This window comes from Eubacterium sp. An3 (assembly GCF_002159465.1).
In the GTDB taxonomy this organism is placed as follows: Bacteria; Bacillota; Clostridia; order Lachnospirales; family Lachnospiraceae; genus Anaerobutyricum; species Anaerobutyricum stercoris.
The window spans coordinates 45,832-70,358 of record NZ_NFIR01000005.1; the positions used below are offsets into that span (position 1 = coordinate 45,832).

At 45.0% G+C, this 24,527-nt stretch carries 30 protein-coding genes; 10 read left to right on the forward strand and 20 right to left on the reverse strand.

The features are described 5' to 3' along the window. Positions 1-17: 17 nt before the first annotated feature. Positions 18-455, forward strand: a complete 438-nt coding sequence (gene tnpA, locus B5F87_RS06820) for an IS200/IS605 family transposase (protein ID WP_158096985.1) — start codon at positions 18-20, stop codon at positions 453-455. Between the two features lie 90 nt (positions 456-545). Here the strand turns inward: tnpA and B5F87_RS06825 are convergent, their stop codons facing one another. Both B5F87_RS06825 and B5F87_RS06830 read right to left on the reverse strand, forming a co-directional pair. Next, positions 546-830, reverse strand: a complete 285-nt coding sequence (locus tag B5F87_RS06825; protein ID WP_087278760.1) for a hypothetical protein — start codon at positions 828-830, stop codon at positions 546-548. A gap of 67 nt (positions 831-897) precedes the next feature. Continuing rightward, a complete protein-coding gene (locus tag B5F87_RS06830) occupies positions 898-1,818 on the reverse strand; it encodes a hypothetical protein (protein ID WP_087278764.1) in 921 nt (306 codons plus the stop codon). Between the two features lie 1,541 nt (positions 1,819-3,359). On the opposite strand from B5F87_RS06830, the gene B5F87_RS06835 reads away from it, so the two are divergent. The 7 genes from B5F87_RS06835 to B5F87_RS06865 all read left to right on the forward strand — a co-directional run bounded on the left by B5F87_RS06835 (position 3,360) and on the right by B5F87_RS06865 (position 10,653). Continuing rightward, on the forward strand, positions 3,360-5,615 hold the full coding sequence (locus tag B5F87_RS06835; protein ID WP_087278767.1) for an ATP-dependent helicase: 2,256 nt from the start codon (positions 3,360-3,362) through the stop codon (positions 5,613-5,615). Positions 5,616-5,737: 122 nt separating this feature from the next. Beyond that, complete coding sequence (locus B5F87_RS06840; protein WP_087278770.1) at positions 5,738-6,160, forward strand: LPD11 domain-containing protein; 423 nt, start codon at positions 5,738-5,740, stop codon at positions 6,158-6,160. Positions 6,161-6,376: 216 nt separating this feature from the next. Next, complete coding sequence (locus B5F87_RS06845; RefSeq protein WP_087278773.1) at positions 6,377-6,865, forward strand: hypothetical protein; 489 nt, start codon at positions 6,377-6,379, stop codon at positions 6,863-6,865. Between the two features lie 208 nt (positions 6,866-7,073). Beyond that, a complete protein-coding gene (locus B5F87_RS06850; protein WP_087278776.1) occupies positions 7,074-7,649 on the forward strand; it encodes a hypothetical protein in 576 nt (191 codons plus the stop codon). A gap of 88 nt (positions 7,650-7,737) precedes the next feature. After that, positions 7,738-9,246 carry a ParB/RepB/Spo0J family partition protein gene (locus B5F87_RS06855; RefSeq protein ID WP_087278779.1) on the forward strand — a complete coding sequence of 503 codons (1,509 nt, stop codon included), beginning with the start codon at positions 7,738-7,740 and terminating at the stop codon, positions 9,244-9,246. A gap of 320 nt (positions 9,247-9,566) precedes the next feature. Next, positions 9,567-9,923 (forward strand): hypothetical protein, encoded by a 357-nt coding sequence (locus tag B5F87_RS06860; protein WP_087278782.1) that lies wholly within the window; start codon positions 9,567-9,569, stop codon positions 9,921-9,923. Then, entirely contained in the window at positions 9,910-10,653 is a 744-nt protein-coding gene (locus tag B5F87_RS06865) for a DNA cytosine methyltransferase (protein WP_204246058.1), read from the forward strand. Before B5F87_RS06860 ends, B5F87_RS06865 begins: the two co-directional genes overlap by 14 nt. Before the next feature lie 45 nt (positions 10,654-10,698). On the opposite strand, the gene B5F87_RS06870 is transcribed toward B5F87_RS06865, so the two are convergent. The 5 genes from B5F87_RS06870 to B5F87_RS06890 all read right to left on the reverse strand — a co-directional run bounded on the left by B5F87_RS06870 (position 10,699) and on the right by B5F87_RS06890 (position 14,170). Then, positions 10,699-11,607 carry an IS3 family transposase gene (locus tag B5F87_RS06870; protein WP_087278785.1) on the reverse strand — a complete coding sequence of 303 codons (909 nt, stop codon included), beginning with the start codon at positions 11,605-11,607 and terminating at the stop codon, positions 10,699-10,701. Next, positions 11,604-11,936 carry a transposase gene (locus tag B5F87_RS06875; protein ID WP_087278789.1) on the reverse strand — a complete coding sequence of 111 codons (333 nt, stop codon included), beginning with the start codon at positions 11,934-11,936 and terminating at the stop codon, positions 11,604-11,606. The genes B5F87_RS06870 and B5F87_RS06875 overlap by 4 nt, the downstream gene beginning before the upstream one ends. A gap of 272 nt (positions 11,937-12,208) precedes the next feature. After that, on the reverse strand, positions 12,209-13,018 hold the full coding sequence (locus B5F87_RS06880; RefSeq protein WP_087150162.1) for a class I SAM-dependent methyltransferase: 810 nt from the start codon (positions 13,016-13,018) through the stop codon (positions 12,209-12,211). 91 nt (positions 13,019-13,109) lie between these two features. Further along, positions 13,110-13,547: a hypothetical protein gene (locus tag B5F87_RS06885; RefSeq protein WP_087278792.1), complete on the reverse strand. Its 438-nt coding sequence runs from the start codon at positions 13,545-13,547 to the stop codon at positions 13,110-13,112. 158 nt (positions 13,548-13,705) lie between these two features. After that, positions 13,706-14,170, reverse strand: a complete 465-nt coding sequence (locus B5F87_RS06890) for a flavodoxin (RefSeq protein WP_158096986.1) — start codon at positions 14,168-14,170, stop codon at positions 13,706-13,708. 215 nt (positions 14,171-14,385) lie between these two features. On the opposite strand from B5F87_RS06890, the gene B5F87_RS06895 reads away from it, so the two are divergent. Further along, the gene (locus tag B5F87_RS06895; protein ID WP_087278798.1) at positions 14,386-14,940 is read left to right on the forward strand and encodes a TetR family transcriptional regulator; all 555 of its coding nucleotides are present in this window, start codon (positions 14,386-14,388) and stop codon (positions 14,938-14,940) included. Positions 14,941-15,164: 224 nt separating this feature from the next. Here B5F87_RS06895 and B5F87_RS06900 read toward each other — a convergent pair whose 3' ends face one another. From B5F87_RS06900 to B5F87_RS06935, 8 genes are all read right to left on the reverse strand, one after another. Further along, positions 15,165-15,704 carry a helix-turn-helix domain-containing protein gene (locus B5F87_RS06900; RefSeq protein ID WP_087278801.1) on the reverse strand — a complete coding sequence of 180 codons (540 nt, stop codon included), beginning with the start codon at positions 15,702-15,704 and terminating at the stop codon, positions 15,165-15,167. 199 nt (positions 15,705-15,903) lie between these two features. Continuing rightward, entirely contained in the window at positions 15,904-16,476 is a 573-nt protein-coding gene (locus B5F87_RS06905) for an HDIG domain-containing metalloprotein (RefSeq protein WP_087278804.1), read from the reverse strand. A 25-nt stretch (positions 16,477-16,501) separates the two neighbouring features. Then, on the reverse strand, positions 16,502-17,317 hold the full coding sequence (locus B5F87_RS06910) for an MBL fold metallo-hydrolase (protein ID WP_087278807.1): 816 nt from the start codon (positions 17,315-17,317) through the stop codon (positions 16,502-16,504). 14 nt (positions 17,318-17,331) lie between these two features. After that, complete coding sequence (gene aroC, locus B5F87_RS06915; protein ID WP_087278810.1) at positions 17,332-18,432, reverse strand: chorismate synthase; 1,101 nt, start codon at positions 18,430-18,432, stop codon at positions 17,332-17,334. A 71-nt stretch (positions 18,433-18,503) separates the two neighbouring features. Beyond that, positions 18,504-19,292, reverse strand: coding sequence for a nitroreductase family protein (locus B5F87_RS06920; RefSeq protein WP_087278813.1), 789 nt, complete (start codon positions 19,290-19,292; stop codon positions 18,504-18,506). 87 nt (positions 19,293-19,379) lie between these two features. After that, positions 19,380-19,784: an HI0074 family nucleotidyltransferase substrate-binding subunit gene (locus B5F87_RS06925; protein ID WP_087278816.1), complete on the reverse strand. Its 405-nt coding sequence runs from the start codon at positions 19,782-19,784 to the stop codon at positions 19,380-19,382. After that, positions 19,771-20,091: a nucleotidyltransferase domain-containing protein gene (locus B5F87_RS06930; protein ID WP_087278819.1), complete on the reverse strand. Its 321-nt coding sequence runs from the start codon at positions 20,089-20,091 to the stop codon at positions 19,771-19,773. The genes B5F87_RS06925 and B5F87_RS06930 overlap by 14 nt, the downstream gene beginning before the upstream one ends. 33 nt (positions 20,092-20,124) lie before the next feature. Continuing rightward, the gene (locus B5F87_RS06935) at positions 20,125-20,871 is read right to left on the reverse strand and encodes a 16S rRNA (uracil(1498)-N(3))-methyltransferase (RefSeq protein WP_087279121.1); all 747 of its coding nucleotides are present in this window, start codon (positions 20,869-20,871) and stop codon (positions 20,125-20,127) included. A gap of 159 nt (positions 20,872-21,030) precedes the next feature. Here B5F87_RS06935 and B5F87_RS06940 point away from each other — a divergent pair, with 159 nt between their 5' ends. After that, complete coding sequence (locus B5F87_RS06940; protein ID WP_087278822.1) at positions 21,031-21,618, forward strand: carbonic anhydrase; 588 nt, start codon at positions 21,031-21,033, stop codon at positions 21,616-21,618. Between the two features lie 125 nt (positions 21,619-21,743). On the opposite strand, the gene B5F87_RS06945 is transcribed toward B5F87_RS06940, so the two are convergent. The 5 genes from B5F87_RS06945 to prmA all read right to left on the reverse strand — a co-directional run bounded on the left by B5F87_RS06945 (position 21,744) and on the right by prmA (position 24,516). Next, the gene (locus tag B5F87_RS06945) at positions 21,744-21,998 is read right to left on the reverse strand and encodes a helix-turn-helix domain-containing protein (RefSeq protein ID WP_087278825.1); all 255 of its coding nucleotides are present in this window, start codon (positions 21,996-21,998) and stop codon (positions 21,744-21,746) included. A 13-nt stretch (positions 21,999-22,011) separates the two neighbouring features. After that, a complete protein-coding gene (locus B5F87_RS06950; RefSeq protein ID WP_087278828.1) occupies positions 22,012-22,677 on the reverse strand; it encodes a GPP34 family phosphoprotein in 666 nt (221 codons plus the stop codon). A 155-nt stretch (positions 22,678-22,832) separates the two neighbouring features. Continuing rightward, entirely contained in the window at positions 22,833-23,249 is a 417-nt protein-coding gene (locus B5F87_RS06955; RefSeq protein ID WP_087278831.1) for a hypothetical protein, read from the reverse strand. Beyond that, a complete protein-coding gene (locus tag B5F87_RS06960; protein ID WP_087278834.1) occupies positions 23,249-23,455 on the reverse strand; it encodes a hypothetical protein in 207 nt (68 codons plus the stop codon). Before B5F87_RS06960 ends, B5F87_RS06955 begins: the two co-directional genes overlap by 1 nt. Positions 23,456-23,547: 92 nt before the next feature. Next, positions 23,548-24,516 (reverse strand): 50S ribosomal protein L11 methyltransferase, encoded by a 969-nt coding sequence (gene prmA, locus B5F87_RS06965; protein ID WP_087279124.1) that lies wholly within the window; start codon positions 24,514-24,516, stop codon positions 23,548-23,550. Positions 24,517-24,527: the final 11 nt, after the last annotated feature.

Here is a 24,527-nt window from a genome sequence, read left to right on the forward strand (position 1 = left end):
GTGTATCATGGAAGGGTATGGGAAGACAGACCACTGTGTACCGGCTGACATACCATCTGGTACTTGTTGTGAAATACAGGGGACCATGCATCACGCAGGAGATGGGAGACTTTCTGATCCGGGAAGCAGGAAGGCTCATCGCGGGAAAAAACGGAGCGTTGATAGGGGGAAACCACGACAAAGACCACATCCATCTCCTTTTGTCCCTTCCCCCAAACCTGAACCTGTCTCATTTTGTAGCGTCGCTAAAAAATACCCTATCTCGTCTGGTCAAGAAACAATTTCCAGACGATGTAAGGAAGTATCTGTGGGGCGACGCTTTCTGGTCATCCAGCTTTTTTATTTCCAGTACAGGGGGCGCAAGTCTGGATACCGTCCGCCAATATATTGAAGACCCGGGGAAGCCTAAACGTCCTTACACAAAAAAGAGCGATTCATCCCCGACTCAAAATTGAGTCGGGGTCTTCTCGCTGAAATATGATAAAATAATGTTTTGGAATGGTGTAAAAAAAGCGGGATCTACCCGCTTTTTTACTTTAAAATTTTTACCTTACAATGAATTCATAGGAATTATATTCCGTATATATAGTAAGCCGATTTTTTTGCTTTACGATATGTACTGGGCGGCAGTAAAATCCGCTGCTACCTTTATGTGAGTCATTATTGATCTCCCAGAAGTTTGCAGATTTTTCGTTCCCATACCACTTAACGGATAATTCATCGTTCGGCAAAGTTTCCAGATCTGGCATATCCAGAGTCATTATTGTTGCTCCCAGAAATTCATTCTGGATCTTCGGATTTGTTGTTCTTATTAATGTCATTGTGATCATATTCTTTCCTCCCTGTTATTTGTTTAAAAATTATATAAATAACATGAGCAGAAAAAATAATAATTTTTTAAAATTTAAAACCTTTAAACTGCTCCAGAATATCATCCAGAGTTGGTTCATCATCTTCAAATGGGAGTTCTTCCAATAAAGATTTTTCCAGCTCTTTTTGTTTATCTTCACAGATATTGAATAATTTTCTTAAAGTCGGGTCTTTAGAAAGCTTTACTGAAATGTTACTAAGCTGAGCTCTAACCTCCCTTAATGACAGATTGGATACTCTTGCTACATTATCAAATGATAGTGATTTTCTTCCGTCCAGATTCAAACGAGTCAAAAATAATTGGTATTCCTCCGGAGTTAATGTTTCTCTTATCACCTTATCAATAGTTTCTTGCCGTTCCTGTTCGATAAATGCTTCTTCCGGTGTTTTGTTCTGATCTTTGATATCAAAAATTTCATCGATATCAACCAATTGAGAACGATACCAGATTTCCAAAGTGGATTGTACAACCCGAAGGGATAAGCCTGACGAACTGGCGATCATTTCTGGTGTCCATTCCATTCCGTTGCTTTCGTAAAACTGGATGCACCGGTTTACTCTTTTCCAGTTCTGGATTTCATATGCGGTCTTTCCGTTACGGGAAGCCATGTATCTACTGATTGCTCCCTTAAACGGACGCACAAAATACGTAGTCGGCATCGTATAGTATGGATCATAGTTGTAAAGGACATTACAAAATTCGATAAATAACTCTCCCTCAATTTCAACGAACATATCCGGTGGAAATTTGTGTCCAGCAATCATGCTATGCACGAGAGAATATCCAAATTTTTTAATACTGTTGAATAACACCTCTTTTCTCAACTTAAGCTCTTTCTTCTCCATCTCTGAAATAGTTCCTACTAGTTCTTTTTCATGGAGTTCTTTTACCCGTGGCATATAAGCCTGATAAAGTTCCTGTGTTGTCTGTTTCTTTTCTCCTGTCATCTTGTTTCCTCCTGTTATTGCTATTACAGCTTGTTACACCACCATCGTAATAAATCCGGGATTAAAATCGCTGCTTCCCTGCAATAATCGCCAGTCTTTTTGATGGAGGCTAATTAATTTAAAAAGAATGAAAAAAAATCATTCAAAATGAGATGAAACGTAAGATGATTTTTTGCCATGTAGTAAAGCGCGTCTCTGAGGGTAATCCTGCATTTTCTTGTTGTGATAGTCCTTGATCTGTTGGAGAGCTGTCGACTTTTCTTTTTTAAAAAAGTAGGTTTAAAAGGAGAAAAATAAAAATCCATAATAAGTTATACGGATTTTTGAAAATCAGGTAAAAAGAGATTGGATTTTGAAGACTGAGTGAAGGGATGAAAAATTTTTGAATAGTTTTAGAATGACAAAAAATGCCAGAAAAAGAAGGGTAAAGGAGTGCAAAAAAGTACAAGGGGAAAGAATGAGCAAAAAGGGCCGGTGAGACAGAGGCTTGTTTGTTTGATAATAAGTACACTAATAAATACACAGAAAAAGATTTAAAGAAGTAATAAAGGATAAAAATATGTGGTTTGAGAAGGAAAGTGTAGGGTTTTAGGAACTGGAAGGTTGACTACTGAGTATGAAAGCTGAAGAAGAAAAAATATAGAATAGAAATAGGTATTCTAAAAATGCTGTGTAGAGAAAATTTTAGAATAAAAATAGATATTCTAAATAATAAAGCAAGAGAGGAAATTTGAATAATAATAGATATTCTAAAAATGATGAGAAGTTAGAAAATTAGAATAATAATTAGTATTCTAAAAAATATGATGTGAGCAAGACCTTAGAATAAAAATAGATATTCTAAAAATAAAGAGAAGGGCATGAAAAATGGAATAATAATAGATGTTCTAAATTAAGGAAAAGATTAAATAACTAGAATAATAATAGATATTCTAAAAAATAAGTGAAAAACAGGAAAATGGAATGATAATAGATATTCTAAAAAATGAAATAAATAAGAAATAAGAATAAAAATAGGTATTCTAAAATATAAGCGAATGAAAAGTATGGAATAGCAATAGATATTCTAAAGAGAGGTGTGTAAAGCTTTAAAATGGTAAAAAGTATCTTAAAAGATAGGAAGTATGAAAACTTGGAATAGAAATAGATGTTCTAAAAATGGATGTATAGAAGCTATCTGTAAAATTTAGAATATGAATAGATTTTCTAAAATTAATGGTGCTCCGAAGAAAATAGAAGTACATAACATAGAAAAAGTAAAAGAGGCGTTCCTTCAAAGGTGGTTCCGGTGGAAAAGTGAAGTTTAGAATAAAAATAGATATTCCTGTTTTTCTCCCCAAGGTGATTCAACAAATAAATAGAATGAATTTCTGTATATTAGGAATGATGTAGATATGCAGCGGGATTTGCGCAGGGAAACAATGATCCTAAAGAGAGTTTTTGTATAATGATGCGTAAAGAGAAAACTTTGGTAAGAAATAACAACGCGGATTCAGTTTATTTAATCTGGCGGGGATAAAGATATACAGGGAGGAAGAAACATGTCAAGTAGATTTAATGAGATGCAGAAAAAGGCTATCTTTCATAAAGATGGGCCGCTGATCATAGTAGCAGGCCCGGGGTCAGGGAAAACAACGGTGATAGTGAACCGTGCGAAGGAATTGATCAATACATATCATATAAAGCCGCAGGAGATCTTAATCTCAACATTCACGAAGAATGCGGCATTGGAAATGGCAGCGAGATATAAGGAGATCTGTCCACCGGGCGGGAACGGCGTGAATTTCGGTACGATCCATGCAATCTGTCTGAACATTTTAAGAAATTACTTCGGATATTCATACGAGAAGTTGTGTGCAGAAAATGAAAAATATGGGAAACTGTATTCCATTTATAAAAAATACCGTTTTCAAACGGGAGATGAACGGAAATTCATTAAAGCGGCAGCCAGTGGGATCAGTAATATCAAAAATATGCGGAAAGATGTACAGGATCCATCAACATTTGCCGGTTTTCAAGGGATTTCTGATTACCAGATGGAAAAGATGTATTTTTCCTATATGGGAGAGATGGAAAAAGAAGGCAAGTATGATTTTGATGACATCCTTCTCCTTTGCCATAAACACTTGATGGAGGAACCGGGAGCCCTGTCCATGATACAAGATACATACCGATATATCATGATCGATGAGTTTCAGGACACCAACCGGATACAGGCAGATATTTTTTATCTGATGGCAGAGAAATATCGGAATATAACGATCGTTGGGGATGACGACCAGTCATTATACCGTTTCCGGGCGGCGGACCCATCCATAATGTTGAGTTTCAGGAAAGCGTTTCCGGAAGCGGAGAAGGTAGTGTTGGGAGTTAATTACCGTTCAGACGGGAATATTGTACGTGCAACCCGGAAATTCATTGAAAAAAATGCGGAACGTTACCCAAAGAACCTGCAGGCAAATCGAGAATCGCTGGAAGGTATCCGTTTTGTACAGACAGAAGATGAAAATGAAGAGACAAATTTTATTCTGAGAATGGTCAGGCAGGAACATGAGAAAGGGACGCCGTATGGGGAAATGGCTGTCATTTACCGGACCAATAAAGAAAGCCAGCCGATCATTGGAAAATTTATGGAGAAAGATATTCCTTTTTATGCGAAAAAAGATGATATCATCGATATCTATAACCATTTCATCTATAAAGACATCCTGAATTTTTGGGAGATCGCCAATGGGTCACGTGATTATAAGAAATGGCAGCGGGCAATGAAACGACCAACGTTGTACATCACTGGGCAGTGCTTTAAAGAATGCAGGAATATCGATGAAATCATCGAATGGTATCTTGAGAAAGGAAACCGGCGAAAAACGAAAGATATCATCCAGTTTAGAGAAAGGATCCAGGTATTAAAGAATTTTTCACGTCCGAAAGATCTGATAGCGTATATCCGGGATGCGATAGGGTATGAAAAAGGATTGGAAAATTACGCAAAATATATGCATGAAAGCATCGATCTTTTAAATATGATCTTTGACGACCTGGAAAAAGATGCTTCAGGATTTCTTACCATGAAAGATTGGATGCAATTTGGACAAGCTTACCATGAACGTATCATGGAGCAGACGAAATGGGAAAAAGGCACGGATGCTGTGAGTCTGACAACGATGCATGGGAGCAAAGGGCTTGAGTATAAGGTGGTGTTTGTGGTCAATGCGGTCAATGGCGTGACCCCAAATAAGAATGCAGAAACCGCATTGGAACTGCAAGAGGAGCGTCGGATGTTTTATGTTGCGATGACCCGTGCAAAGGATCAGCTGTATATCATCAAGCCGGAAACGTATTACGATGATGAAGTAGAGCCATCCCCGTATTATAAACAGATGATGAAGATCTGTAAGACGGAACAGATACCATTTAAGGTGCTTGATGGAAAAATTGAAAGACATAAGGTGAATGTGAAGAACGGTGATACCTTATATCATGAAAAATATGGGAAAGGGAAAGTCCTAGATGTTAACGGAAATAAGATTTATATGGCGTTCGGAAACGAATTCAAAATTTTCCCTTATCCACAGGCTATTGAAGATAGTAAGTTAACACCAAATAAGAAAGAACAGGGAAATGTGATTCATCCAGACGGGTATCAGATCTTGTTATCACCGACTCTTTCCAGCCCAGGGAATAGCCGGTATGTGATCGTTGACCCGGAGACAGGGGAGGTTATTCGTGATTGTTCTGGATATGGGTACAAGACAGTTGAAGCAGCTATGAGCATCCATATACGCAAAAGGAATTGATATTTTAATACCCGCTCCGGCGGGTATTTTTTTTGAGTGTTATTCTATATTTCTTAGAAAAAAATCAGGTGATTCATCCATATTGCTTACGTAAAACAATTTTCAAATGAGAGGAGGATTATATGAAACCATTAGTAATGAAATACATTGGAAGGGATGACTTTTCCCATCCGGTGTACAAAGATCAGGAAGGAAACATTTGGAAGGATCTTAATATGGGCCGGGGAAAACCGGAACTATATTCTGTAACAGGGAATGATCCGGATGGGGAACCGTTGTATCCAATCCAGGCAGAATCTCTCTTTGATCCGGCGCCGTATCAGGAGAATCCATATGAATTTGAGTACATGCTCTTAGATCGGATGCGTATGAACTGTGACTATTATCTTGGTTATGGGAGAAAAGCTGCATCCATATTAGGCGGTGATCCCCAGGGACATATCAAGGAAATGAAAGAATTATGGGAAAAATTTCCGGAAGATGGAAAGCCACAATGGCTTACATGGGAGGACATCCTCGATTATGAGAAAAAAATATTGTCCTAGCAAAAAAACAGATAAAGGAGAAATGGATATTTAAAACAAGGTATATCTGCACGTTACCGCAGCTGACACAGAAAAAGATCAAAGAGGAATTGATCATTTTTTTTACAAAAGAGGGATTTTCAAGGGATACGATTCAAAAAGAAGTAGAAGTAGCCATGAATGGGCGTCTTTGTGACTGTCCTATCATTATCTAAGAGAAAGTAGGAGGAATAATTTATGAAAGATGTAACCAAAGAAGATATACAAAAATATGTAAAGGATAAAGAAATCGTGTTTGCGGCACAGATTTTAGCTTTACGCACAAAAGAAGTTTCGTCGTCTGCATATAAAGGTGATCCGATCATAACGTTAGCAATGCAGCGGTTAAATGATCGGATTAGTGAATTAAACGAAAAATTTATGTCCGAAAAAAGAAAGGTGTTGTTTACCGATAGCATGAGTAACGATGCTGTTATCATGATAACAGATGCACCGAAGGGATGTATTGAAGATTTATGCCGTTTTGTGAATGAGTTTTACGGTGAAACAGAAAAGATTAACCAGTATTATAAAGATTTCAAAAGAGATTGGTATACCAAGATCATTTTTGACTCGGATGAAGATAGTACTTTCTACGGTTTTGGAGAGTATGAAAACAATGTAGAAGTCATTGGGTATGATGAGGTTTACAATCTATCTGATTATGTATCTGAAGAAGATTGTTAACACAGTTTCAAGGCGGGGTCTCCCCGCCTTTTTGATCATGTCTCCCCAACAAAACTTATGTTTGTACAGTGACAATATCCATGTTCACACTGCGTCAAACATTTTCTTGACATCCTCCGCATAGGTGTTTTTTAACTTCCAGTTATTTTCAGTCACATATTAATCCTGTGATACTCAAAAAATTAGAAAATGACTGGAGGTATAATTTATGCACAAAAAAACTATTTCATTTCTATTCGTTTTATTTCTTATTTTTTCGTCCATTTCAGTTTCTGCATACGACATTTCTGACGAAGAGAAAGTGATCCAAGTGGTCAAACAACGAGGATATACCATACCAGGTGTTTCTGCATCGATGAGAGATCTTACTGGGTTCAAATATCGGCATCCCGAAATATTCTGGACGGACATGATATGGCAGGGAAACACCGATACTGTTTGCATCACTTATCCAATGGATCAGAGTTCTAAAAAAGTTCAGCAGATGCAGAAAAGATTAAGCCGGAAAGTGAAAAAGATCAAAAAATCTATCCCCAAAACTTTAAATAAAACAAAAAAGACATTGGCAATCTTTGATTACGTTGCGACACATACCACTTATACGTTGGAAGGAGAAAATGTCTCTACAGCATATGGAGCGTTGGTAGAAGGACATGCACTGTGTGATGGATATACAAAAGCGGTTGCAACGGTGTACAAAGGGAACATTATAAAATTTAACAATGGACTGCCAATCTTACGCAGAGATACCGCCCAAACGAGACTACGGGCGGTATTTTTGTAGCTTGGCAAGAAAGGAGGAACAACCCCACCGGGGCCTGATGAAAAATCAGGCCCCTTTTTTCATGCTCAAAATCAGGAGGTAAACGTGTATGCCAGATGATAAAACCACAAAAGCCCCGGAGACGGCAGCGCCGGACACCGGGCCGGGCAAGACCCCGGAACAGGCCCCCGTCAAGGAGCCTGTGAAAACCGAACCGTCCGCGCCGGAACAGAAGCCCCCGGAGCAGGACGCAGACAAAGCCGCACCGCCGAAGGATAAGGAGTCCCCCACTTCCGAGAAGGCAGGCGCAGAGAAAAGCCCGAATGTTTCCGTCTACAACTTTTCGGAAATCATGGCCGAGAAGAAAGCGGCGGAAAAAGAAAAAGCGCCGGAGAAAGCAGCCACCTCACCGGATAAGGGAAAGGAGCCCGAAAAGCCGGATAAGGCTGTAAAGAAGGAGCCTGACAAAACAGCGGAGCCACCGAAGCGCAGGGGCCGCCCTCCGAAGGAGGCGCAGGCGAAAGCTCCGGCGGACAAGAAAAAGACCGCTCCGGCAAAAGAACCCGCCGCCCCGAAGAAAACTTCCATCTGGAAGGAACCGGCGGACAAAGCTACCGGGGGCAAGGAAAAGGCCCCGAAGGTTCCCGCTCCGAAAAAGGCGGCTGACAAGGGTTCTGCCGCTGTGAAGTCTCCGGCCCCGGAACAGCCGAAGCAGCAGGAGCCGCCCAAAGAAGCGCCCCGCCGTGGGGAGGAACAGATCGTCTATATCAAGCTGGACGAGCTCCACGCCTTTAAGAACCACCCGTTCCAGGTGCGGGACGATGAGGAAATGCGGGCTATGGTGTCCAGCGTCAAGGATAAGGGCGTTACCCAGCCCGCTATCGTCCGGCCCCGGGAGGACGGCGGCTATGAGATCGTCTCCGGCCACCGCCGCCAGAAAGCCAGCGAGCTTGCCGGGTTTGCGGATATGCCCTGTATCGTCCGCAATCTGACGGACGACGAGGCCATCACGCAGATGGTGGAGGACAACTTAAACCAGCGTGAAGAAATCCTCCCCAGTGAGCGGGCAAAGGCGCTGAAAATGCAGCTTGAAGCCATCAAGCACCAGGGCTCCCGCACTTCGGGCCAGATTGACCCGAAGGACGCGGGCAAACGCTCCAACGAGATCGTGGCCGAGCGCAACAAGATGGCCGTCAAACAGGTGCAGCGGTATATCCGGCTCAATGAGCTTGTCCCTGACCTGATGGCCCTCATGGACGCAAAGAAGCTGGGCTTCACGACTGCCGTGGAGCTCTCCTATATCAGCAAGAAGAACCAGAACTATATCGCCGTTGCCATCGACAGCCAGCAGTCCTCCCCGTCCCAGGCACAGGCAAAGCGCATGAGGGAACTGGACGAGAAGAAACTCTTAAACGGGGATGTGATCGACGGCATTATGATGGAGGACAAGAAGGAGGTAGACAAAGTGATTTTGACGGGCGCTGAACTGAGCAAATACTTCGGGAAGGAAACCACCCCGAGGGAAATGAAGGACCAGATCATCAAGCTGCTGGACGACTGGAAGGGCCAGCAGAAGGAACACGAGAAGCCGGAGAAGAAAAACGAGAAGGAGAAATAAGCGGGACTTCGGGCCATACTGGCCCGAGGACACAAGACCTGTGGGGCTCTGCCCCACGCCCCGAAGCTCTGGAGATATAAAATTATTCCCCGTCGCCAGTTATTCCGTAGCATAGCCGGGAAAATCAGTTCAAGGGCAGAGCCGCCGCAGGCGGTGCCAAAGGCACCCTTGACGGATTTCTCCCGGTTATGCTTTATCACAGTCAAGCGACGGGGATATAAATTCTCCAGAGCCGTCCCCCTTCCCCCGGGGGAAGGGGCGGAGGGGTTGGGCGTACCTTGCTTTACCTTATTTAATAAGTGAAATGGAGGGAACCAGAAATGAAGCGACCTTTAGCATACATCACCGCCGCATGGTGTGGTATTCCCGAGGTGGACACCGACCTTGCCGTGGAGTTCTGCCGGGCAGCCTATGAAGCGGGCCTTGCCCCTATCTGCCCGAAGCTGTACCTTCCGCTGATCCTCAATGACAGCGTGCCGGAGGAACACAAGGACGGTATCGACATGGGCCGGGATATGCTCAAACGCTCCCGTATGCTCCTTGTCTGCGGCGGGACTGTGGACGAGGACGTGAAAAACGACATTGCGGTTGCCGCCCGGTATGGGATTGCGGCGACCACGCTGGAAGGCATTATGAACGTGAAGGGGCAGGGTTCCCCGGACGGTGCCGGATATTAAGCTGGGGAGCCTCTTTGACGGGATAGGGGTCTTTCCGCTTGCGGCCTCCCGGTGCGGTATCCGTCCGGTGTGGGCCAGCGAGATTGAAAAGGCCCCTATTTCCATTACCAAAAGGCACTTCCCGGAAATGGAACACCTGGGGGACATTACGAAGATAGACGGCGGGAAAATCGAGCCTGTCCATGTGCTGACCTTCGGCTCCCCCTGTCAGAACCTTTCACTGATCGGCAACCGCTCCGGCCTTGCCGGGGCAAAATCAAGCCTGTTCTATCAGGCTTTCCGTATTGTACATGAAATGAGGGATGCCACTGATAACCTATATCCAGTTATCCTTGTTTGGGAAAACGTCATGGGAGCGTTTTCTACAAATGACCGGATGGATTTTAGAGCCGTCCTATCCGCCTTCGCAGACACCGAAGTTCCAATGCCTCCTTCGGGAAGATGGGGAAACGCCGGAATGGTGCGAGGGGGAACGCCTGATGTGTCCTGGCGGCTCATGGACGCCCAGTATTGGGCAGGAACCCGGAGGCTGGCAAGAAGGCAGCGGATTTTTGTCGTGGCCGATTTTGGAGGGCGGCGTTCTGCCGAAATACTTTTTAAGCCCCGTCCAATGCTCCCACTTCCTGCGCCTTGCGGAACGGGCGGGGACGCCTCCCCCGAAGGAGATCGAGCGCCTTTTATTGAAACAGGGCGGCGAATACCAGTCGTCCGACCCTTTCAGTGCTTCTGATATTGTCAAGATTAGTTGACACATTTTTCTCAAGGATATCACTGACTATGCCACCAGCTCCAAAGTCTCATAATACTGCCTACGTTTTACCATGGGAGGAACCCCTCCATTGGCAGAGCAGATCCTCCGGTTATTCCAGTAGCTGAGGAAGTATCTCCAAATGAGTACCTTTAATTCCTCTACCGTCATCTGCTTTGTATCATAACGGTCATAAAGGAGCTCTGTCTTCATTCTGGCCCACATACTCTCGCAGCGTGCATTATCATGGCAGCGCCCTCCCGCACTGTTCATGCTTTGCTGGATATGGTATTTCTGGATAGCTTGACGATAGACTTCGCTGGTATACTGTGTCCCACGGTCACTGTGGATAACAGCACCTTCCAGCGTGGGATAAGCAGTCAGGGCGTTTTCCAGTGTTCGGATACACAAATCTGCTTTCATGTTTGTTTCCATTGCCAGACCGAGGACGCTAAGATCAAAGCAATCGAAAATCGCAGATACATACAGTTTTCCATTGGAAGCCGGGATCTCTGTGATATCTGTAATGCACTTTTCTAATGGGGCATCGGAATGGAAATCCCGCTTCAGCAGATCATCCGATTTCATGGCTTCCCGGTCTGCCTTTGTGAGTCCATTCGGTTTTCTCTTTGGCCGATGACTCAGACCGATTTGATCCATAACCCGGTATACAGTCCGCTCACTTGGGATATGGACTCCCTCCGGCTGTTTCAGCAACAGTGCCTGATACATCCGGATCCGTCCGTAAGTATCGTTACATTCGTCCTCGTTGATGATTTCTTTCATGGCATCCGCCAAGTCCTGGTACTTCCAAGGACGGTCTTTATTCGCAAGATATTTATAGAAACCTTGCCGGCTGATACCAAGCATCCGGCAATAAAATGAGATTTTTCCGGTAATCCTGCCGTCCTCTGTTTTCAAAGCCAGAAATATCATTCTCTGGTTTTTGCTGACTTCCGACGGCTGGCGGCGAAAAAAGCGCTGGCTTCCTCCAGAAATTCGTTTTCTTCCTTCAAGCGGCGAATTTCTTTATCCTGCTCCTTCACCCGCTTACGCAGCATAGTAATCTCTTCTGACAGGCTCATTGCACTGGCAGGGGTCTGGGAACCTTCCCCGATATCTAACTTACCGGCCCTTACAGCTTTCAGCCAAGTATGGATGGTTCCTTCAGGGATTCCTAATTCTTTAGCAGCCTTAGCGCCACCGATTTCTTTGGCAAGCTTTGCTGCCTGTACTTTGTATTCATGGTCATATTTACGTGCCATTTTGAATACCTCCTTATTCTCATGATTCTATTATGAAATCCTTGAGAATAAACTGTCAACTTTTTTTATACCACACCATCCTTTCTAGATGATATCTGACCTGGGAAACGTTGTTCTCTTTTTTCGATTAATCCTAATTCCATACATTTCTCCCTTATGGCCGGGGATAATCTCCCACTGAGGCAAGGGGATTTTTCAGCGTCGGCGACACAATCAGGATTGTGAATAATAAGATACCAATCAGACTTTCTATCATGACCACCATATTTACATTACCTCCACTCCAGATGGATCATTTTGAGCATTCCAAATCGATCTGAAATATCCATACTGATTTTTGTAATGATTTTTAATCCATCTCGTTTGATAAACTTGTAATATGGTTCATCCGCCAATACTTTGACACCTCTACCTAGTGTGGTAACCAGATCTTCAGCCGAATTCACATAAAAAAACATTCGGGCATTTTCATGTCCCATCTGCTTCATATATTTCTTCTGCAACATTTTCATGCCGCTTTTATTTACCGTATCAAACACAAGCTCTATATTCCCGAAACCTTCCAGCATCTGCAGAAGGCCAAAAACTTTTTCCTCTTGAAAGTAATGGAACAAACCTCCTGCAGTAACCAGAAGAGGCGTATCAGGCATGTTCCTTCGGATCTGCCTGAGCCATCCGTCTGAAAAAGCATCCCCTGAAAGATAAGTTTCCTTCTCAGGTTCCGGGAGCAAACTGCGCCGGTATTCGATTACATTCGGAAGGTCTACAGCATACCATTGGGTTTGCCCATTGTCATTGCGATCATATGTTGTCTCCAGTCCGCAGCCCAACTGTATGACAACACCATCCGGCTTACGTTTCAGGAAGTTCTGGATATGCCGATCCATATTAGCGGAACGGGATGCAGAAGCCAGTAGCGTGTATTGACTTTGATTTCCTGTTTCCAACAGTGCGGATGGCAGCTTTTCTTTTAATGAAAGTGCTTTTTTATCATATAAAATACCCGGAAACTTTTCGCTGGCGTAAATCCTTCCCACCATAGGAATAAACATTGTATCTTCTACTATACCAAATTCGGACATGGCTATCTATCCTCCTATATGCAAATGAGTTAGTGATATCTAACCATTATTATATCAAGAGGAACCGGGGATTGCAATTCGTTTTCAATTGCTACTCGTTTTCTTCCCATCCTTTCTGCCAGCTCACCGCATCATCAAAAGAGAAGGAGCCATTCAGCCTTTTGACTTCCTTGACACATTCTCCCCGCAGGCGTTCCAGTAACACCGGATCGATGTTGTTATTCGCTGCGACCACATTCATCATGACCGCCAGCTCCACGGCCAGCTTGAAAATCATCCGGTTCTGCCGATGATTACTTTCCGCCACAATGCTTTTCAGCGTGGAGGTGACGATATTGGGGAGATAGGTTTTGTTGTCCTCTGCGGAAAGGTACCCAGCATAAAACAAGATTGCTTTTTCGATGAATTCACTCCGGCTGTCGCAGTTGTCTTTTTCATAGAGAGTGTCCGCCAGCTCCAAGGTGGACGGTCTGATCCAGAGCTGGAAGCGGCGTTTGATTTCTTTCTTTTCTGCCTCTGTATCCTGCATGTCTGAAATCCTTTCCTTATAGCTTGTAGGATAGGGGGATTTTTCCCATAAAAAAAGCGACCACTCTCATGGTCGTTCCTACCTTACTCTATACACACTTTTTCTTTCTGTTGTGTTTCCTGTACCTATTCGCCCTCCTTCCTCCACGCAATACACCGCTATACACAGATATAACCCTGCTCCATTTTAGGATATCCCACGAAAATGGTATCGTAATCTTCCACATTGTCCACGCTGACGGTAATCTCCGGGCGGACGCCATCATTGATCTCTGCCTCCGCTTCTTCCTGCAGATCACCGTAATCTTCCACCCGCTGAATCTCCGCCAAAGTTCCGCCGGTCAAATCGGCAATCTGCTGTGCCACTCCTTCGGTGGTTCCAGTGTAAGAATAATAAGCTACCAAAACATTACCGCCAGCCGCATCAGTCGTATTATTTTCTGCTGCAGACGCAGCCTCCGGCGCCTGGGTTGCTTCTGTCTGCCCGGTACTTTCCTGTCCGGTACTTGTTTCCGCAGCCGGAGAAGACGTGTCAGACGGCGTCTGTCCGGAAGAGCATCCGACCGCTGCAAGAACAAGGAAACATGCCATTAAAATCGCTGCAATACTTCGTTTTCTTTTCATGTGGGAATCTCCTTTCACAATAAGCCACATACAGTTACTTAATTCCTTTGTGTTGATTTTTCCTCATGTTTGCATTATAATTTGATTATGGGTCAAAAGCAATGACCACTCCTTTTTCTTTTGCGGTTTATGCCGCACACGACAGCAATCATGTGTATTTACAGGAGGTTTGAAAGAAATATGAAAGAAACTACCAGAAAAAAGAAGATCTGCGGGTGAGAAAAACCCGCGAGGCGATTCACCAGACTTTTAAAGAAATGATCTGTGAGATGGATTATAACGAAATTACTATCAAGGAACTGACCGCGCGGGCTCAAATTAACCGAAAGACATTTTATCTGCATTACGCAGGGCTTGACGACCTGCTGGAAGAACTTCAGAACGAACTTGCCGACAATTTTATTAAAAGAAAGGTATCCTACAGCAACATGAATGACATCAGAGCTTTAATCCGGCTATTCTTTGAACATGCCGCTCACATGCCGCTCTTCCACGAAAGACTTCTGTGCAGCGGCAGCTATCAGCCTGTCTGGGAAAAAATCAATAAAAAAATAATGGAACACAGGCGGGAAACCAACAGAGGAGTCTTCCAGATGGACGAATACGCGGAGAACCTGGTCTTTGCCTACTACGGCGCCAACTCCACGCTACTCTACCGCCAGTGGGTGGCCGACGGCAAAAAACTTCCTCTGGAAGACCTGATAGAAGTAGCCACAAAGCTGATCTGCAACGGTATGTCCAGCGTAGTGCCAAATGGCGAGAATAAATAAAGCCTCCCGAAGATTTTTTATTCTCCGAAATATTCTTTTATTTCCTGCATCCGCGCTCCCTGTTCCACATGGAACGGGCAGCGGGAATCGCAGTGGCCGCAGCCCCATCAACTACAAAATAGATAAGAGTATTTTCTTCTTTGCTGCAAAAGAATATCTTTCACTCTGTTTTTTATTTCTTTTGGAAAATAAACGTACGTTTTTTCACCCATTATAACCATTTTTTACCTCTCAATCTGAATCCAAAACCTGTCTTCTGCCATTCTTCCTTTTGTTTTCTGAATAATCATAAACGGGTCATAAAAAGGAAGATTCAGTTCTTTCAATATGATTTTCATTTTATCCCGCGACGAAGGAAAACACCGTGATTCAAGAAATGCTTCATAATCTTTATAATCTGGATGTTCGTTTCTGCCAAAAGCGCAAAATAATGGATCTGTGACATAATTTTTTATACGGATCTGACGCTGTCTGTCATCCACATCTACAATCGTACATAATTGATCATCATGATAATATTTCAGACGCAAAGGCATCTTTTTCTCCGGAATTTCCATCTCTTCCAACAGCCAGCTTCTTTCCCGAAGAATGTTCAAAAGAGCTGCTCCTGCCCCTTTTACCTCTCCTCCGCTGCTTTCCCAGTGTTCTACTGTTTTGACTGACACATTTACTAATTTTGCAAAATCCTTCTGCTTCAAATTTAGTTTTTTCCGTATTCGCTTTATTTCTTCCGAAGAAAACGTTTTCTGAATTGCAAATTCCATTTTTTACCCCGTCTTTCTGTTGCAAATGAACACTCTTATTTTTATTTGTCTCAATTTATATTTTAACTCTGATGTTCTTTCATATAAGGTTTTCCTCAGAATAGCATATAAAAACCCTAAAAACAAGGGATTTTCTTCAATTTTATCCCTCATTTTTAGGGTTTTTCTTTTGTGTGTTATTAAAGCCCGTTCAATCTCTTTAAAGATTTCCCCGCAATCCTGTGATGTCGGCGCTCTCTTTCAGTCCCTCAATGCTCTCCCGCATCACATCGTCCAGTTCCATGCCGAGCATCTCGCTGCCCTGGCGGATTACGTCGCGGTTCACGCCGGCGGCAAAGGATTTGGACTTAAATTTCTTTTTGAGAGATTTCAGCTCCAGATCCAGAACACTTTTGGACGGGCGCATGAGACAGGCCGCATGGATGAGCCCGGTCAGCTCATCGACAGTGTAAAGGGTCTTTTCCATGGCGCTTTCCGGTTTCACATCGGTGCAGATGCCATAGCCATGGCAATTCATGGCGCGGATGTAAACCGGATCAATGCCCTTTTCTTCCATGATCTCCGTGGCCTTCTTACAATGTTCCTCCGGATACTTCTCATAATCCAGGTCATGGAGCAGCCCTGCCACTCCCCAGACTTCCTCATCTTCTCCGGCCAACTTTGCGAAATGCCGCATGACCGCCTCCACCATCAGCGCATGCTGCTGGAGAGCCGGAGTCTCCGTGTACTCCGTCAGCAAGCTCCAGGCATCTTCTCTCGCTAATTTTTCCATGTATATTACCTTCTTTCTTTTTGTCTCACATATCATCAACTGTAAACCCGGAATAGATGGCTTCCACCGTATCGCCCAGCTCCTCCTTGAGAATCTCCAGGGCGCGGTCTCCGGTACAATGTCCGGTGTAGATTTTCCGGATTCCTGTCCGGCGAACCCGCTCCGCCAGCGCCCGGACGTCTTCATCGGCGGATTCATGGAGATGCAGTCCGCCGAACAACGCATAAATCGGTTTCTCAGGAAATGTTTCGCCCACCTCCCGGATAATATTGTCCGCACCGCCGTGGGAGCAGCTGTTGAATATTACCAGACCCCGGCTGGTATCAAAGACAAGGCTTTGCTCATGGGTGAAGGCATCCGGCGACCAGAGGCCCTCTGCCTCCCGGTACATATGGGCTTTTTCTCCCAGTTTTTCAAGTCCCTCTGTTTTATGGGGCAGAAGATATACGCCCGGCGCCAGTTCCACATCGCCTTCCACATATTTCAGTCGGTCTGCGTATTCCTCCAGAAATCCTTCCCGGATACCGATGTATTTGTAACCCGTTCCCTCTTTCTTAAAACAATTTTCTTCTGAACCGGCCCGCAGGTACACCGGCGCATGGTCGTTTTCCTCAAAAAATGCAGCGAGGCCATCAGCGTGATCATAATGAGCGTGGGACAGCACGCCAAAATCAATGGCATTCAGATCAACGCCCATCATCCTGGCATTCCGGGCAAAAGCACCCGAGGTGCCGCCGTCCAGCAGAATCTTTTTATCCCTGTACTCAATGTAGACCGACAATCCCCACTCACAGAGCAATTCATTTTTTGAAATATTGTCAATCAAAACTTTTACTAACATCCCATATCCCCCATTTATCTCTCATAAAACTCCTTGATCTTATCCAGACGGCTGCTCATGTTCATAAGAAGCTCATCAAGCAGAGTAATGGCAGTCATGGACTCCACCACAACAACGGCTCGCGGCACGATGACCGGATCATGGCGCCCGTGAATACTGATTTCTCTTTCTTCTCCGTGGATGTCCACCGTCTTCTGGGTGGAGGCGATGGATGCCGTCGGCTTAAAGGCCGCCCGCAGGAAAATTTCCGTACCGTCGCTCATGCCGCCCAGGATTCCGCCGGCATGATTGGTCTCCTTGTCCACCTTGCCATCCCGCATACAGAATGGGTCGTTATTCTTAGAACCTGTGGAGCGGGTGACGGCGAATCCGTCGCCAATCTCAACGCCCTTTACAGCCCCGATGGACAAGATCGCCTGCCCCAGTTTCGCGTCCAGCTTATCAAACACCGGCTCGCCCACGCCGGCAGGCATACCGCTCACCCGGCAGGCTACGATGCCTCCGCAGGAATCTTTTTCCCTCATCCGCTGTTCCACAAATTCCGCAGCTTTCTCCGCCGCTTCGGCATCCGGCATATAAAATGGATTCTCATCCCGCACCGACGGATTCCAATGTTCTTTATCAATGCTGTGCGGTCCGATTGCCTCCGTGTAAGCAAAAACTTCTATTCCCATTTCTTTCAGAATCTTCGCCGCGATGGCTCCTCCCGCCACTCTGGCGATGGTCTCCCTGCCCGAAGAACGGCCGCCGCCCCGGTAATCCCGGAAACCATATTTGCTGTCAAAGGTATAATCCGCATGTCCCGGACGATAAATGTCCATAATGTTGGAGTAATCCTTAGAACGCTGATCTTTATTAAACACTACCATGGAAATCGGCGTTCCCGTGGTCTTTCCCTCAAAGATTCCTGAGAGAATCTCCACCTGGTCGCCCTCATTTCTTTTGGTGGTATACCGGGACTGTCCCGGTTTTCTTCTGTCTAAATACTTCTGAATATCTTCCTCACAGAGGGGCAGCCCCGCCGGACAGCCGTCCACCACCACGCCGACGCCCTTTCCGTGGGTCTCTCCCCATGTTGTAATACGAAATAATGTTCCAAATGTTGAACCTGCCATTGTAGGTCTCCTCTCGTTTTTTTTTGTAATTATTCAGCCATGCGCTATTCAGGGCAAAAACAACGACTTTTTTATTTCCAGATCACATCCGGTGCCTTTCTCGGCGCTGTCCGGACGTAATGTCTTGCCGGATATCCCAGAAGCATACAAGCGCGGATAGTCCGGTCCCCGATGCCCAGCCATTGTTTCAGCTCCTCATTGACGTCACTGATTCTGGCCAAATACCCATTATACAACACGCCCAGTCCCAGGGAAACCGCCATGGTCTCCATGTTCTGCGCTGCCAGTCCCGCATCCAACGGGGAATCCGACACAATATAGAGCACTGCCGGCGCATTTCTAAAAAGATAATCGTCTGCAGCGTCTTTTTTCCTCCTCTGATTAAACATAATGTACGGAAGAAGGGCTTTGTCAATCTCCCTGATATCTTTCTTTGAAATGTCGTCAATAAACTGCCAGACCTTATCCTTAAGGGTCGTCAGTTCCTTTTGCACAAACACAAAACCGTTGCTCTGGCTGTTTTTTGCCGTGGCGGTGTACCGGCCCGCCTGCACCAGCTGACGCAGCACACTCTCTTCCACCTGTTCCTGTTTATAATCCCGGATACTCCGGCGGAACTTTATGCTGTGAAGCACCTGCTCCGGCTGCAGAGTAAAGCTGTCCGCATCATATTCTTCCACATCGTCCATATCATACTCCGGAATACTGACTGCTCCCTTCGGACAGACCGCCACGCAGTGTCCGCACTGCATACACTCCTTTTTGACACTGGCCTTCTCCTCCATTTCAATATTTAAGGTAATACAATCGGCCGCACACAGACCGCAGCCGATACATTTCTTTTCATCAATTACTACCATGTCGTTCCTCCGTTCTCGATTAAAACCAAATCCCGGCAGTTTTTTGCTTCATACTCCCCGTCCTGCAGATTCCGATTGGCACCTTTCTCAAACCTCCGGGATGTTTCCTCCATAATATTCCATAATATCTTTTTTTAATTTCGCAAATGCCGGAATGTATTCTTTTAAAATAACCTGCACCAGACGTCCCGCAGCCTGCCTGTCATAAATATGCGTCATATCATTCCTGGCCCGGAGCATGGAAAGCCAGACAGCCTCGTCCACAAAAGAAAAAACCTTATAGGCTTCTTTAATGATCACACGGGGTGAACCGACAGCCGAAGCCTCCACTCCTTCATATCGAAGCAATTCTTTTAACACTTTCCACCCCAGCTCGAATTGAACAAAAAATTTATCGATAATTCCACTGATAATAAATTCATTGCTCAAATCTTCTTCACCGGCTTTACAGAGTACCGCAAGATTCGAAATATAATTATCAAACTTCTTCATATAATACAATTCCTTCCCTGTCAATGGATTCCCGCAATTCTTCCTGCACTCCCTTGTCCATGTCGATCACGTCGTATTTCAGGAGCGTTGATGTCTCTTCATCCACATCAAAGGCAAAATTCTGGATATCTCCACCCCAGACTGCCAGATCAATATCACTGGCTCTCCAGTAATCTCCCCTGGCCCGGGAGCCGAAAAGCACAACCTTTTTTATCCCGTTCTTCCGGGCAAAATTCCGGATTTCTTCTATTACAATGGGCCTGATTCCTGTTTCTTTTAGTTTAGGCTCGAGTCCGATTTTCTTCATTGAATTCCTCCCTGCCACCAAAAAAATCCATTCTCAGTCCTCTTCCAACATAAACATCAAAATAGAAAGCACTGCCATTCCCGCCGTCTCCGTGCGGAGAATCCGATGGCCCAGGGTGATGGTCTGCGCGCCGGCTTCAGCGGCCTGTTCCACCTCTTCTTTCTGAAAGCCGCCTTCCGGCCCGATGTAAATGCCAAGGCTCTGCCTTCCTTTCACCGAAGCCAGCACCTCTCTGGAATGACCGATGCCTTCGGCATCTTCGTAAGGAAGCAGAAGCATATCAAGGCTTTTGCCATATTCCACAGCTTCCCGCCAGGAAAGCACCGGCTTTACCTCCGGAATCATGGTTCGTTTTGACTGCTTCGCCGCACTTTTGGCGATTTCATTCCAGCGCTGCACCTTCTTTGCCGCCTTCTTTGCGTCAAGTTTCACGACAGCCCGCTTCGTAGCCACGGGAACAATCTCCGCCGCGCCAAGCTCCACCGCCTTCTGGATGATCAGCTCCATCTTGTCGCCTTTCGGCAATCCCTGAAACAATGTAATCTTCACCGGCAGCTCCCGGGATTGCCCGTTGATATCCTCGATGGCAGCACGAATACCGTTCTCCTCAAACTCCGCCACAGCACAGAGATACTCTCTTCCTGTCTCCTCGCAGCAGAGAGCAAGTTTCTCCCCCTTTTTCATCCGCAGTACATTTTTTATGTGGTTGACATCCTGAGCGTCTGTGATCAGAATATCGTCTTCTGTTATATTGTCCGGTTGAATAAAAAACTGATACATACTGACCTTTCCATTCTCTTTTTTTCGGTTTCTGAAACGCATTTATTATAGCACAACTCACCCGGTAATTGGAAAGGGTTTTTTACAGGTCAACTTTCTCTGCCTCTCTGTCGCTTTCTGTGGTAAAATGTAACAAACTAACGGAAAGGAACAAAAAACATGGAACATATTAATGTAACAGACTGCGAAACCGCGTTGAACCGCCTCATGGCAGGAAATAAAGAGTATCTCATTGCGAAAGAGGGAAAAGGAGATATTTCCGAGGAAATACGGATCCTTACCCATGAATATGGACAGAAACCTTACGCCATTGTCATTGCCTGCTCCGATTCCCGGGTCATCCCGGAGAAGATATTCATGGTGGGCATCGGCGAAATATTCACCATCCGGGTGGCGGGAAATGTCATCGGAGATTTTGAGCTGGGCAGCATCGAATACGCCGCGGGACATCTGGGAGTAAAACTGATCATGGTAATGGGCCACAGCCGCTGCGGCGCCGTGGATGCCGCCATTCACAATGCCGGCCATGATTCCATCGTACATATCACTGATGAAATCCGCCGGGCTATCGGCACGGAAACCGACCCTGTCTGCTGTGAGAAAAAGAACATTTTCCACAGCATGGAGCGCATCAAAAAAAGCCCCCTGCTTCAGACTTCCATCAACGACGGAAGCCTGAAAATCGTGGGGGCTTACTATCACACCCGGTCCGGAAAGGTAGAAATATTGCCGGAAGTGGAAAATTAAGCTTTACAAGGCTCTGGGTATGCCGCACAGGCTGTTTTAGAGAAGGCAGACATTTGGAGTTTTTCTAAAAAGGCCGCGTGCAGGCACCCAGAGCTTCACCAATAATGCTGTCTTAACTTCCAACTTTACTTCAATATTCCCTTGATCTCCGCTATGGATTTCCCTTCCTGACGCAGTTCTTTAATCTTTTGAATCTGTGCCATGCTCTCTTCTCTTTTATAGCGACGTGTCAGGTTCTCTTCGGCTTGCTCAAAAGACAGGAGTCCTTCTTCTGTATAGTATTTCAGCGTGCTGTATCTCACGTCGGTCAGCCTTACCAGTTCTCCAATGGTCACATATTCTGCGTTAGCTATGACTTCCATACTTCTCTGTCTTGACATTTTATCACCTTCATTACATTGTAGAAGAGATCATTGTAGAAATCATAATGGAAGCGTCCAGTGAATCAATATACCAGAGTAATTCTTTTACAGTTGTTCCTGCTTCTGATTTTCTTATGACTTCCAGTTTTTCTTTCAGTTCTTTTTGTTCATATTTTGAGAAATATTCTTTTAATTGTCCGGACTTATCCAGTAAAACGGTAAGTGCAATAACATCTTCAGATACATCACCATCTTCCAGCAATTCAGCACGGATTTTTTCGATAACACCTGTCACCGCTTCTTTTTTCGGTGCAAAAGCTTCTTTATTACCCAACAGCCCCGTTTTTACAGGTTCTACTGCATCAGCAGACTTCAGTTGATCCAGCAATGCATCCAACAGCATATTCAGCTTTTTACCAGTAAAAGAAGCATAGTATGTTTCCACCACTTTCTGCGCCTTCATAGGCTTCTTCTGATTGATCACATCATAGAGCGGTTTAAGGTAGGACATATGCTCCGGCAGCTCTGCAGATACAATCACTTTCTTATCTTCCATAGAAATACATTTTTCCATCTGCATCTCCAGTAATCCGCCTATGATCATGCAGATGCCTGCTTTCGGATTGGCCGAAGGCAGCGCGCCTTTTTTATTTAATGTACAAATTAAGTATTCCTGTGTAATTGATAAATCTCTCATGATATTTTCCTCCCATATCAATTTTTTCCTTACTACTTACTACTTACGAATATCAGATTTTATGTTTTTGTCAATCCCTTTTATGAAAAAAACGACAGAAATTTATTTTCTGCCGCTTTTTATTAGACATTTCGTCTTTTTTACGAAATCTGCCTTTACTTAACTGAACTTATAAATATTCCATCTTTGATAAACTGATTTTTATTCCAGAGCGCCATCCGGTACATTTCTCCGTTCTGTACCTCCGGCAAGGTCAAAAAATAATTGTACAGGCGGTTCTCAAAAATTCGGTTGGCAATCTGCACAGTTTCCCGTTCCGCTTTCACAAAACCGAACATAAGCAACATATCTGTAGCGAAATCATCGGCATTATATGTGATCGTCTGACCTTGAAACAAAAGCTGATAAATCATTTTTTTCAAATCCGGATAATCGTTGAGCTTACCTATCAATGATTCAAATAAAGAGTTTTTTTCAGCCAGCAGGAGTTTTACCGCTTCCAGAAATCCCTGTTTTGTCCAGACAGATTTCTTTGAAGGAAATTCTTCGCTGCCTGCCAGCTTTTCATCCATCAGTTTGCAGAGTCTTGATACCAGAAAAGCAAATAATGCGCCAGTGCCTGCAGCATTGTTGTTTTTCCATACTGACGTGCTTTATTAATTGTAAAGTAGGCTCCGTCGTCCACCATTTTTTTGATAGCAGCCAGTCTGGAAGAAAGATCGACCATATAATGGCGGTTCGGCCTGCATACGCCGTTCACATTAAATATTCTTGCCACAAAAAAACGCCCCCCCCCTTTCTGAATATAGCTACATTTTACTACTTTAGAAAAGGAGGCGCAATCTTTTTATCCGTCTGCTCTGTATCGTTCTATTTTTTCGGCTTCGCCGTGATGCTCACCCAGTCTTTCATGTGGTGAATCTCGAGGATCTCGAAGTTGTTGGCGAGCATGGCTTCTTTCACGGCTTCCTCCATGGTGTTGATGATGCCGGAGGTGATGAACACGCCGTCGTCGGTGAGAAGCGGGGTTACGATACCCGAAAGGGGGATGATGACGTCAGCGAGGATGTTCGCCACGATGACGTCGTAGCGTTTGCCGTGGTTGTTTTCGTAGAATTCCCGGGCTTCGGTTTCATCGAGGATGTTGACCCGGTGGACTTCCGCCTGTCCGGCGACGCCGTTGATGGCAAAGTTCTCTTCCGTGGCGCGGATGGCGTTGGGGTCGATATCCGTTGCCATGGCGTGGCGGGCGCCCAGTTTGAGTCCGATGATGGAGAGGATGCCGCTGCCGGTTCCCACGTCCAGAAGCTCAGTGTCCGGTTTTATGTATTTTTTAAGCTGGGAAATGCACAGCTTGGTTGTCTCGTGGGAGCCGCTGCCGAAGGCTGTTCCCGGGTCGATCTCGATGACGATATCGTCGTCTTTCTGATCGGCGAGGGTCTCCCAGGTCGGTTTGATGACGATGTTGCCGTCCAGCCGGAACGGCTTAAAAAATGCTTTCCAGTTATTGATCCAGTCTTCTTCCTCGGTGGTCCCCAGGGTGATCTTTCCGGTTCCCATAGGGAGAAATGCCGAGAGTTCTTCGATTTTGGCGCGGATTTTGTCCAGCATCTTATCGAGATCTTCCTGCTCGTCAATGTAGCAGGAGATCCTTGCGGTTCCGTCATCCGGCGCAATCTCGTCCGGCAGAAGATCCACATACATGATCTTGCGATCTTCCTCTGAGAGCGGAACATGATCTTCCACTTCCACTCCCTCGATGCCCATTTCCTGCAGCTCGTAGCTTAACATATCCTCGGCTGCTGTCGTTGTCTCAATTGTAATTTTATTCCACTTCATAATTCTATCCA